Source organism: Thermodesulfobium acidiphilum (genome assembly GCF_003057965.1).
Classification (GTDB): domain Bacteria; phylum Thermodesulfobiota; class Thermodesulfobiia; order Thermodesulfobiales; family Thermodesulfobiaceae; genus Thermodesulfobium; species Thermodesulfobium acidiphilum.
Map to the genome: position 1 here is coordinate 101,368 of NZ_CP020921.1, position 11,942 is coordinate 113,309.

General features: G+C 37.7%; 9 protein-coding genes. All 9 read left to right on the forward strand.

Features of this window, described 5'->3' with window-relative positions; translation table 11 throughout:
* Nucleotides 1-84: 84 nt before the first annotated feature.
* The 9 genes from gltB to purC all read left to right on the forward strand — a co-directional run bounded on the left by gltB (nt 85) and on the right by purC (nt 11,940).
* Nucleotides 85-4,638: a glutamate synthase large subunit gene (gene gltB, locus TDSAC_RS00510; RefSeq protein ID WP_108307837.1), complete on the forward strand. Its 4,554-nt coding sequence runs from the start codon at nt 85-87 to the stop codon at nt 4,636-4,638.
* A gap of 20 nt (nt 4,639-4,658) precedes the next feature.
* A complete protein-coding gene (locus TDSAC_RS00515; protein ID WP_108307839.1) occupies nt 4,659-6,131 on the forward strand; it encodes a glutamate synthase subunit beta in 1,473 nt (490 codons plus the stop codon).
* Nucleotides 6,132-6,230: 99 nt separating this feature from the next.
* Nucleotides 6,231-6,800 (forward strand): elongation factor P, encoded by a 570-nt coding sequence (efp, locus tag TDSAC_RS00520; RefSeq protein ID WP_108307844.1) that lies wholly within the window; start codon nt 6,231-6,233, stop codon nt 6,798-6,800.
* A complete protein-coding gene (accB, locus tag TDSAC_RS00525) occupies nt 6,797-7,252 on the forward strand; it encodes an acetyl-CoA carboxylase biotin carboxyl carrier protein (RefSeq protein WP_108307846.1) in 456 nt (151 codons plus the stop codon). Before efp ends, accB begins: the two co-directional genes overlap by 4 nt.
* A 96-nt stretch (nt 7,253-7,348) precedes the next feature.
* Nucleotides 7,349-8,692 carry an acetyl-CoA carboxylase biotin carboxylase subunit gene (gene accC, locus TDSAC_RS00530; protein WP_108307848.1) on the forward strand — a complete coding sequence of 448 codons (1,344 nt, stop codon included), beginning with the start codon at nt 7,349-7,351 and terminating at the stop codon, nt 8,690-8,692.
* Nucleotides 8,689-9,093, forward strand: coding sequence for a transcription antitermination factor NusB (gene nusB, locus TDSAC_RS00535; RefSeq protein WP_108307850.1), 405 nt, complete (start codon nt 8,689-8,691; stop codon nt 9,091-9,093). Before accC ends, nusB begins: the two co-directional genes overlap by 4 nt.
* A 60-nt stretch (nt 9,094-9,153) precedes the next feature.
* Entirely contained in the window at nt 9,154-9,915 is a 762-nt protein-coding gene (gene hisF, locus TDSAC_RS00540; protein ID WP_108307853.1) for an imidazole glycerol phosphate synthase subunit HisF, read from the forward strand.
* A gap of 11 nt (nt 9,916-9,926) precedes the next feature.
* Nucleotides 9,927-11,219, forward strand: coding sequence for an adenylosuccinate lyase (gene purB, locus TDSAC_RS00545; RefSeq protein WP_108307855.1), 1,293 nt, complete (start codon nt 9,927-9,929; stop codon nt 11,217-11,219).
* 25 nt (nt 11,220-11,244) lie between these two features.
* Nucleotides 11,245-11,940 (forward strand): phosphoribosylaminoimidazolesuccinocarboxamide synthase, encoded by a 696-nt coding sequence (purC, locus tag TDSAC_RS00550; protein ID WP_108307858.1) that lies wholly within the window; start codon nt 11,245-11,247, stop codon nt 11,938-11,940.
* The last annotated feature ends 2 nt before the right edge of the window (nt 11,941-11,942 follow it).

The following is an 11,942-nucleotide window of genomic DNA, read 5'->3' on the forward strand; positions in this document are numbered from 1 at the left end:
GATATTACACTATTCACTTTTTGTAATTATTTATATAAAATAAAGCCATTTACATACTTGAAGAAATGAGGAGAAAGAAACCTGATGGGAAAGACTTTTGCAAATGGTTTGTACGAACCCTTTTATGAACACGATGCATGCGGAATAGGTTTTATTGCCAACATCAAAGGTAAAAAATCTTTTCAGATTGTTCAGAGTGCTCTGGAAATATTGGTTAATCTGGATCACAGAGGGGCAAGAGGATGTGAAGAGAATACAGGTGATGGTGCGGGTCTACTAGCTCAAATTCCTCATAAATTTTTTAAGAAGATTTTTCCAAATCTTCCACAAGAGGGAGACTATGCAGTAGCTCAGATATTCTTTCCTGGAGATGAAGAAAAGATAAGGGTTCTCGAATCAAAGTTTGAAGAAATTGTTGAAGAAGAGGGCCTAAAGCTTATTTTTTGGAGAAGGCTTGAAACAGATAATTCAACATTGGGAAACGTTGCGAAACTTAAAGAACCAGTAGTAAAACAAGCATTTATTAAAAGATCTGATTTAATAAAAAGAGGCATTGATTTTGAAAGAAAGCTCTATCTTATTAGAAAAAGGGCTGAAAAAGAGATAAAGTATGCTGATGAAGACAATTTGCTTTTTTATATATGTAGCCTCTCTTCAAGAACAATAGTTTATAAAGGGATGCTTACGCCGCAACAGGTACCAGAGTATTATAAAGATCTTAGGGACCCTGACTTTGAAAGTGCAATTGCGGTGGTTCATTCAAGATTTTCCACGAATACCTTCCCTTCCTGGGAAAGGGCTCATCCATATAGATATATAATTCACAATGGCGAAATAAATACTCTTAGAGGGAATATAAACTGGATGAAGGCAAGAGAGAAGCTTTTTGCTTCTAAAGTCTTTCCTGAAATTACTAAATGTTTGCCTGTTATTAATGAAGACGGTTCTGATTCTCAGATGTTCGATAATTGTCTTGAAATGTTGTACCTGACGGGTAGAAGTTTGCCACATGCGGTTATGATGATGATACCGGAACCATGGCAAAACCACGAAAGTATGGATGAGAAAAAGAGAGCTTTTTACAAATATCACAGTTGTTTAATGGAACCATGGGATGGTCCTGCTTCAATAGTCTTTACAGATGGACTAATTGTAGGAGCTGTTTTAGATAGAAATGGTCTTAGACCATCAAGATATTATGTAATGGATGATGACACAATAGTACTTTCTTCAGAGGTTGGTGTGTGCGATATAGATCCTGAAAAAATTGTTCTCAAGGATAGGCTCAAACCCGGAAGAATGCTTTTAGTTGATACCGTTGAGGGTAGAATAATCTCTGATGAAGAGCTAAAAAAGAGCATTTCCGAAGAGAAGCCGTATTCTTCATGGCTTGATAAATATATGATTGCCCTTGATGACTTAGTGATTAAAAATACATCTCTCTCACAAAGTAATTCAAATTTATCCCTGACTCAATTGCAGCTTGCTTTCGGATATACATATGAGGATATAAAAAAGATAATTGAACCAATGGCACTTCAGGGAGTTGAACCTGTTGGGTCAATGGGTTATGATTCTCCACTTGCAGTGCTTTCTAATCAAGAACAATTGCTATATAACTATTTTAAACAACTCTTTGCCCAGGTTACAAATCCGCCGCTAGACGGTATTAGAGAAGAGATAATAACGGCTTCCGAGATGCTTCTTGGAAGCGAAGGAAATCTTATCGAGCCAAGACCAGAAGATTGCAGACGTCTTTTGTTAAAAAATCCAATACTTACAAACACAGATATGCTGATGATAAAGTCTCTCGATCATGAGAACCTGAAATCTGAAACAGTTTCAATATTATTTAATCGAGATTCTGATCTAAAGACTTCTCTTGATAACCTTTTTGAAGTAGTAGACGTATTAATTGGAAAGGGAGTAAACGTTATAGTGCTTTCTGATAAAGGCGCCAGTTTTGATTTCGTCCCAATTCCTGCTCTTCTTGCTCTTTCAGGGCTGAATCATCATCTTATAAAAAAGGGCACCAGAACGAAGGTTAGTATAGTTCTGGAGTCAGCAGAGCCAAGAGAAGTCCACCACTTTGCATGTTTAATTGGTTATGGGGCCAGTGCTATAAATCCCTATCTTGTCTTTGACACGCTAAAAGATATGTGTGAAAGATCACTTTTAGAAATAGAATACGATTTAGCTGTAAAAAATTACGTAAAAGCAGCTTTGAAAGGTGTGATGAAGGTAGCCTCCAAAATGGGCATTTCAACTCTCCAAAGTTATATGGGCGCTCAGATATTCGAGTGCGTAGGAATTGGCAAGGAGGTGATCGATAAATATTTTACAGGAACGCCGTCAAGAATTGGCGGAATAAATTTGGATATAATTAAACAAGAAACCCTATTAAGATACAACAAAGCCTTTTTACCAAACAATCAGATACTACCCCCAGGAGGTATTTATCAGTATAGGGATGATGGTGAATACCACGCTTATAGGCCAGAAACTATATATCTTTTACAAAGGGCTGTTATAGAGGGCGATTATAAAAAATTTAAAGCCTTTACCGCCTCTTTACACGAAGGGTGCGGCGCTATTCAGAACTTGAGAGGACTTTTTAGATTCAAAAAACAAAACAACTCAATACCTATTGATGAAGTTGAGAGCGTTGAATCCATTGTAAAGAGATTTAAAACTGGTGCTATGAGCTACGGTTCAATTTCAAAAGAAGCACATGAGACACTTGCTATTGCTATGAATAGAATAGGTGGTAAGTCAAATACTGGAGAAGGCGGTGAGGATCCATCTAGGTATATTCCAGATGAAAACGGTGATTCAAGAAATAGTGCTATTAAACAAGTTGCATCAGCAAGATTTGGTGTTGATAGTTTGTATCTTGCAAATGCATCCGAAATTCAAATAAAAATGGCTCAAGGAGCAAAGCCTGGTGAAGGAGGGCAACTCCCTGGTCAGAAAGTTTATCCATGGGTAGCAAAAACAAGATATTCAACTCCTGGAGTAGGCCTTATTTCACCTCCCCCACACCACGACATATACTCTATCGAAGATCTGGCTGAGCTCATTCACGATCTCAAGAACGCCAATCGAAAGGCGAGGATCAACGTAAAACTTGTTTCTGAGGTGGGAGTTGGCACTATTGCTGCTGGAGTGTCTAAGGGAAAAGCAGATGTGGTGTTAATATCTGGATATGATGGTGGAACGGGTGCGTCTCCACGATCCAGCATACGGCATGCAGGACTTCCCTGGGAGTTAGGGTTGTCTGAAACTCATCAAACGCTTGTTTTAAACAATTTAAGGGATAGAATAACCGTTGAGGTAGACGGGAAACTTATGTCTGGTAGAGATATTGCAATTGCAGCAATGCTGGGGGCTGAAGAATTTGGATTCGCTACCTTGCCACTTGTAGCGCTTGGATGTGTGATGATGAGAGTTTGTAATCTTGATACATGTCCTGTAGGTATTGCAACCCAGAATCCAGAGTTAAGAAAGTATTTCAAGGGGAAGCCTGAATATGTAATTAATTTAATGTATTTTTTGGCAACAGAGCTTAGGGAAATTATGGCTCAAATGGGATTTAGAACTGTAAATGAGATGGTAGGAAGAACTGATTGTCTTGAGGTTATAGAAACCGATCACTGGAAAGCCAAAACGCTTTGTCTGGATCCAATTCTGGCAAAACCACCAGTTGGTCCTTTAGTTGGAAGATATTGTACTAAAAGACAGGATCATTCAATTGAAAAGTCCCTGGATTATAGAATATTGTTGGATAGATGTAAAAGAGCAATAGAAAATAAAGAACCAGTTGAAATTTCTCTACCTATCAAGAATACCAATAGGGTGGTAGGGACAATTCTCGGTAGCGAAATAACTTCGAGATATGGTCTAAATGGCTTACCTCCAGATACTATAAAAATAAATTTTGTAGGTTCTGCCGGTCAAAGTTTTGGAGCATTTTTACCTAAAGGGATAACTCTTGTTCTTGAAGGCGATTCAAATGATTACATAGCAAAGGGTTTAAGTGGTGGCAAGATAATAGTTTATCCACCGAAGAATTCAAAATTTGTCGCTCATGAGAACATAATTATAGGGAATGTTGCGTTTTATGGAGCTACGTCAGGAGAGGGATATATAAGAGGAGTTGCGGGAGAAAGGTTCTGTGTGAGAAATTCAGGGGCAAACGTCGTTGTTGAGGGCGTAGGCGATCACGGTTGTGAATATATGACTGGCGGTATTGTGATTTGCTTAGGAAAAACAGGAAGAAACTTTGCTGCCGGAATGACTGGTGGAATAGCTTATGTGTATGATATAGATGAGAGTTTTAAAGCAAAAATAAATATTAATACTGTTTACGTAGAATCTATAAAAGATTTGTCTGAAGAAGAAAAGGTTCGATCTATGATTGAAAAACACGAGCTGTATACAGATTCTTCTCTTGCCAGACAAATTCTGTCAAATTGGGAACAAAATAAGAAGAGGTTTGTAAAGATAATACCAAAAGATTATAAGAGGATGCTTCTTGCAATTGAGAAAGCTTATAATGCTGGCTTTAGTGGAGATGAAGCTTTGATGGAGGCTTTCTATGAAAATATCAAGGATATGTCAAGAATTTCTGGTAACTAATCATTGTTTAGGAGGTATTTATGGGCAAGATTGGCGCCTTTCTTGAACAAAAAAGAATAGCCCCTTCTGAAAGAGATCCTCTTGAGAGGATTAAAGATTTTAACGAGTTTAGGATACCTATGAGCGAAGAAGAAGTAATTATTCAGGCATCAAGGTGTATGGATTGTGGAATACCTTTTTGTCATTCAGGAGTCCTTCTTGGAGGAATGACTGCAGGATGCCCACTTCACAACCTTATTCCCGAGTTTAACGATCTAATTTATAAAAAGGCATGGGAAGAGGCATATAAAAGGCTAATTTTTACCAATAACTTTCCTGAATTTACCGGCAGAGTTTGTCCGGCTCCTTGTGAGGGTTCTTGTACAGAAGGTTTAAATTGGGAGAGCGTAACTATTAAGAATAACGAACTTTCTATCATAGAAAGGGCTTTTTCTGCGGGTTTTGTTAAGAAAAAGGTTATTAAAAGAACCGGTAAAAGAGTAGCTGTAGTTGGATCGGGTCCATCTGGTCTGGCTTGTGCTGATACCTTAAACTCTTATGGTCACGAAGTTTCGGTCTTTGAAAGAGCAGATAGAGTTGGTGGACTTCTTATGTATGGCATACCAAACATGAAGCTTGACAAAAAAATCGTAATGAGAAGGATCAGCTTAATGCAAGAAGAGGGCGTAAAATTTTTTACAAATGAAGAAATTGGTATAGATATACATTTAAAAGACCTTGTAGAAGAGTTTGACGCTGTGGTTCTTTGTTGTGGTGCGACAAAGCCCAGAGATCTAAGAGTTCCCGGGAGAGAACTAAACGGAATCTACTTTGCTGTGGATTTTTTGAGATCAAATACAAAATGTCTTTTGGATAACGATTATTCAACCTTAATATCTGCAAAGAACAAAAATGTAATTATAATAGGTGGTGGAGATACAGGCACAGATTGTGTGGCTACAGCTATCAGACATGGGTGTAAAGACGTTATACAAATAGAAATACTTCCTGAACCCCCAAAGATTAGATCTCAAAATAATCCATGGCCAGAGTGGCCAAAAGTTTTAAAAGTTGATTACGGACAAGAAGAAAGAATAGCTCTCTTTGGAAAAGACCCGAGAATTTATCTTACCACTGTTACGAGTTTTGAACCTAAAGAAGACGGCATTAATCTTGGCTGGGTTAACACAGTTAAAGTAAAATGGGAGAGAGATAACAAAGGCAATTTTATACCAAAGCACATTGATGGTAGTGAAGAAAAGTTAAAAGCTGATATGGTCTTGATTGCTATGGGTTTTTTGGGTCCGGAGGATAAAGCTATTAAGGGGCTTTCTATTGAGCAAGATCATAGATCTAACGTCAAAGCACAGTTTGGTGATTTTAAAACAAACGTAAAAAAAGTGTTTGCAGCAGGGGATATGAGAAGAGGCCAAAGCCTTGTTGTTTGGGCTATAGCAGAAGGAAGGGGTGCTGCCAGGAGCGTAAATGAGTTTTTAATGAGAGAAATAAAATAATTGGTTTTTGTAGATTTTTGTTAAATTTAAAATAATATAGTTTAATATAATATTATTATCACTAATAATTTTGAAAACTAAAAAATAGGGAGTGTAGATATGGCTGAAATTTCAATGAATGACTTAAAAAATTCTACAAACATTTTAATTGACGGAGCTGTGTATCAGGTTGTTTACTTTCAACATGCTAGAAAAGCACAAGGTGCTGCATATGTCAGAACAAAGCTAAAGAATCTAAAGACTGGAGCTGTCCTTGAAAAGACCTTTAGATCTGAAGACAAGATAATAGAAGCAGATGTCGAGAGAAGACCATTTCAATTTCTTTACAAGTCGGGTGATACGTACCACTTTATGGATTTAAATAATTATGAGCAGTGGGAGTTGAACAAAGACATTTTGGGAGATGCTGTAAACTATCTTAAAGAAGAGCAAAGCGTTGACGCAATAGTTTATAATGGCATGCTTTTAAATATTGAACTTCCGACTACTGTTGATCTGGAAGTGGTTGAGACCGAGCCGGGAGTAAGAGGCGATACCGCACAAGGTGGTTCAAAGCCTGCTACCCTTGAGACTGGAGCAGTGATAAGTGTGCCTTTGTTTATTAACGTGGGAGATGTGGTAAGAGTGGATACCCGAACAAATCTTTATATTGAAAGGGTAAAATCATGATTAACTTTGATCTTGAGGAAATAAAAGAGCTAATAAAGGCTATGCAGGAAAACTCGATTACTGAGCTTTGTTTAGAATCCGAAGGCATAAAATTAAATCTTAAAAGAGAAGGCAGTCATAAAGTCGTAGCTGATACTGGCGCTCCTAATTTCTCTACTTCTGATGAAATCAAAAAAGATAGCCTGGAGCAAAATTCTAAATCTCGATCAGATGGAGTTTTTATAAAATCTCCGATGGTTGGCACATTTTATAGATCCCCTTCACCTAACTCCCCCCCTTTTGTAGAGGTTGGAGACTACGTAAAAAAAGGTCAGGTTGTATGTATTATTGAGGCAATGAAACTTATGAACGAAATAGAATCTGAAGTAGAGGGAGTTATAAAGGAAATACTCGTAGAAAATGCTATGCCTGTTGAATTTGGCCAGCCTTTGATGGTTGTTGAACCGCAATAAAATTATTTAATTCTTTATTTGATATTTTAGAGGTGAATCAATGTTTGAACTAAGGTTGCTATTTGTAAAATTTACTTATTTTAATTATTTTGCTTTATGAAAAGAATACTGATCGCGAACAGGGGAGAAATTGCCCTAAGAATTATTAGAGCTTTGAGGGAATACGGGTACTTTTCTGTCTTAGCTTATTCTGAGGTTGATAAAGAAAGCCTTGCAGTAAAACTGGCAGACGCAAGCATATGCATAGGGCCTGCAAGTGCAAAGGGAAGTTACTTAAATATACCGGCTATAGTCTCTGCGGTTGAGGTTACTGGCTGCGATGCTGTGCATCCAGGCTATGGGTTTCTTGCTGAATCTCCTCAATTTGCAAGGGTTTGTAGGGATGCTGGGATTACCTTTATAGGACCATCTCCTGAGGCTATGGAAAAGGTTGGAGATAAGTCTGTTGCAAGATCTGTGGCTATGAGTGCTGGAGTTCCAGTAGTTCCTGGTTCAACTGGATTTGTTTCCTCAAAAGAAGATCTATTTAGACTTGCAAAAGAGATAGGATTCCCGCTAATATTAAAAGCTGCGGCAGGAGGTGGTGGAAAAGGTATGAGAATAGTCCAGAGTTTTAAAGAACTGGAAGATTCCTTTGAAACTGCCTCAAATGAAGCCAAAACAGCATTTGGAAACAGTAATTTATATCTTGAAAAGTATGTTTCAGAGCCAAGACATATAGAGATTCAATTTGTAAGGGACAAATTTGGCAACTGTGTCTCTCTTTTTGAAAGGGAGTGTTCAATCCAGAGAAAACACCAAAAGCTTCTTGAAGAGAGTCCCTCATGTATTATCAGCCCAAAATTGAGAAAAGATTTAAGTGAGGCTGCTCTTGCTATTGCCAACCAGGTAGGCTATGTGGGAGTGGGTACAGCAGAATTTTTGGTTACTCCTGAAGAGATGTTTTATTTTATTGAAATTAATGCAAGGATACAAGTTGAACACCCTTTAACAGAGATGGTAACTGGCATCGATCTGGTAGAATTACAGCTCTTGATTGCTGAAGATAGACCAATTCCATTTTCTCAGGCCGACGTAAAGATTATCGGACATGCTATAGAGTGTAGAATTAATGCAGAGGATCCTCGTAATAACTTTTGTCCATCTCCGGGGAAGGTTACTCAATTTATTCCTCCAGGTGGCCCTGGCATAAGGTGCGATACGCATCTTTATTCGGGATTTGAGATCGTTCCTTACTATGATTCGCTCATCGCAAAGGTTATCGCATACGCTCCTACCAGAGAGAAGGCCATAAACAGGATGGAAAGGGCGTTATATGAGATGACAATAGAGGGAATTTCAACTACCATAGACTTTCACAAAGAAGTCTTGAAGAATGCCTTTTTTATAAAGGGAGATTATTATACGAATTTCGTTCAAAGAAGAATGGGCATAAAGTGAAAAAATCCTTAAGATATTTAAGAGAGATAGTTTTAAAGATTTTATATGAACTTGAGATAAACAGTCAAAGTACGATTGGCTCTCTTATGCAAAGGTATGGCGAACACATTCAACAAGAAGACTTTGAGTTTATAAGGATAAGAGCTGAGGGAATAATTGAAAATAAAGAAGCTATTGATAAATTATTAGACGAATTGTCTGTTGATTGGCCAACGGAAAGGATGGTTGTAACCGACAGACTTATTATGGAAATTGCAGTTTTTGAAATAAATTTTTTAAAATTATCTCCTTCGATTGCGATTAATGAAGCTGTAGAACTCTCAAAACTTTATGGAACTGAGAAATCATATAAGTTTGTAAACGCTATACTATCTAAAGTAGCAAGCATTAGCAAGCCTTAGAATTTTAGTTTAGCCTATATTTAATTTTTTGTGATTTACAATAATTATGAGGAGGACCTTATGCTCTCAAAGAGAATTATACCCTGTCTTGACGTGAAGGGTGGGAGAGTTGTAAAAGGGATAAGTTTTATAAATCTAAGAGATGCTGGCGATCCCGTACTTCTTGCAAGAACTTATGATAGAGAAGGGGCCGATGAGCTGGTTTTTTTAGACATTACAGCTTCAAAAGAAAAAAGGGACATAATGTTAAAAGTTGTCCAGGACGTAGCAAAGGAAGTCTTTATTCCCTTTACCGTTGGCGGTGGCATAAAGTCTCTTAAAGATATGGAAGAACTTCTTATGGCTGGTGCCGATAAAGTCTCGATAAATACTTCAGCTGTTTTTGATCCTGAGCTCATAACAAAAGGCGCTACTACGTTTGGAAGGCAGTTCATGGTGGTGGCTATAGATGCAAAAAGGGACAACAACTCGTTTAGAGTTTTTACGCACGGTGGTTCAAGGCCTACAGATCTTGATGCTGTTGAATGGGCAAAAGAAGTGGAAGATAGAGGCGCGGGGGAAATATTGCTAACCAGTATGGATCAGGATGGAAGAAAAACTGGTTATGATATTGAACTTACAAAAAGGATATCTGAAGCTGTAAATATTCCTGTTATAGCTTCTGGCGGAGCGGGCACAATTGAACACGTAATAGACGTTTTCAAAAAAACCAGGGCTTCGGCAGCGCTTCTTGCCAGTGTTCTGCATTTTGGTGAGATTAGAATTAAAGATATAAAGATAGCTATGCAAAAAGAAAAAATACCGGTAAGGTTAGACTGGTAAGGGAGGCATTTATGGAACTTAATAGATATGCTCAGAGAGAGATGAAGGCTATATTCTCTGAAGAAAATAAGATTAACCTGTGGCTAGATATTGAAATGGCGGTTTTAAAGGCATGGGAAACAGAAGGAGTTATTCCTGAAGGTACGTACAAAGCCATTCGCTCAAATGCAAAAGTGGATATTAAAAGAATAAAAGAGATAGAAAGCGTTGTTCATCACGAAATTATTGCATTCCTCACCGTCCTTGCAGAAAATGTTGGTGAAAAAAGTAGATTTATTCATCTTGGGCTTACATCTTCTGATATTCTTGACACTGCAACTAGCTTGCAGATAAAAGAGGCAAACAACCTTATCTATCAAGAGTTAGAGAAACTGGAATCTGTTTTGAAAGATCTGGTTATAAAGACCAAAGATATTTTATGTGTGGGCAGAACTCATGGAGTTCACGCTGAACCCATTACCTTTGGATTCAAACTTGCCGGTTATTTACTTGAACTGAAAAGAAATAAAGAAAGGCTTCAAAATGTTTCAAAAGAGGCCGCAGTGGGGAAGATTTCTGGTGCAGTAGGAACTTATGCTCACCTTAACCCAAATATAGAGCGACTAACCCTTGAACAACTTGGACTCAGACCCCTGGAAGTATCCACTCAGATAATACCAAGGGATATATTCGCAAACGTATTTTCTGCATGGGCATTGATTGGAGCATTTATAGAAAGACTTGCCCTTGAAATCAGACATTTGCAGAAAACTGAAGTATTAGAGATGGAAGAGCCTTTTTATGAAGGCCAAAAGGGTTCTTCTGCTATGCCTCACAAGAGAAATCCAATACTTTGTGAGAGACTTGACGGGATGTCAAGAATACTTAGAGGCAACCTTATAGTATCTCTTGAAAATACTGCACTCTGGCATGAGAGAGATATATCTCACTCCTCTGTGGAAAGGATGATCATACCAGAAAGCGCTATATTGACTCATTATATGATTAAGACTATGATTAAAATTCTAACTGATTGTAAAATATATCCAGACAATATGATGGAAAACCTTAACTTTAGAGGCAAGCTTATATGTTCTCAAAGGCTCCTTCTCGAACTTGTAAGAAAGAATATGTTAAGAGAACAGGCATACAAAATAGTTCAGGCGCTTGCAATGAAGGCGTTTAACGAAAAGATGAATTTTGAACAAATAGTTAGAAGCGATCCAGAAATAAAATCATATTTAAGCGAAGAAGAACTAAATGGTGTATTCGATTACAAATATTTTGTCCGTTATGTAGACGAAATAGTTTCAAGAGTAATATAACTAAACTCTTAAGGGAGATGATTTTGTGGAACTTTTGTATGAAGGAAAGGGAAAGCAAGTATTTTTGACAGAAGACCCTGATCTGGTTGTTTTTCGATTCAAGGATGAAGCGACGGCATTTGATGGAGTGAAAAAAGAATCCTTTGGCGGCAAAGGAGAGATATGTGCAACTATTACAGAAATTCTAATGAATCTTCTTGAAAAGGGTGGCGTAAAGACACACTTTGTAAAGAGAATCTCCCAAAATGAAATGTTGGTCAAAAGGTGCACAATGCTGCCTATAGAAGTAGTAGTACGTAACTATTCTGCCGGTTCGATTGCAAAGAATCTTGGACTTAAGGAAGGCATAAAATTTCCGTTCCCTATTAAAGACCTTTTTTACAAAAGTGATGAGCTTCACGATCCTATGCTAAACGACGATAGAGCAGTTGCGCTTGGATTCTTAACCTTTGATGATCTTGACGTGCTGTACAAGAATGCACTCAAGGTGAATGAAATTCTTTCTAACTTTCTTTTAGAAAAAGGAATTATACTTGCCGACTTCAAGCTTGAGTTCGGAAAGTTTAAGGATTCAATATTATTGGCTGACGAGATTACTCCTGATTCGATGAGACTATGGGATAAGGATACTCTTGAGCCTTTTGACAAAGATAGGTTCAGATTTGATTTAGGTGATTTGCTTGCTGGCTATAGGCTATTTTTAGAAAAGATAACCAGCTAAGT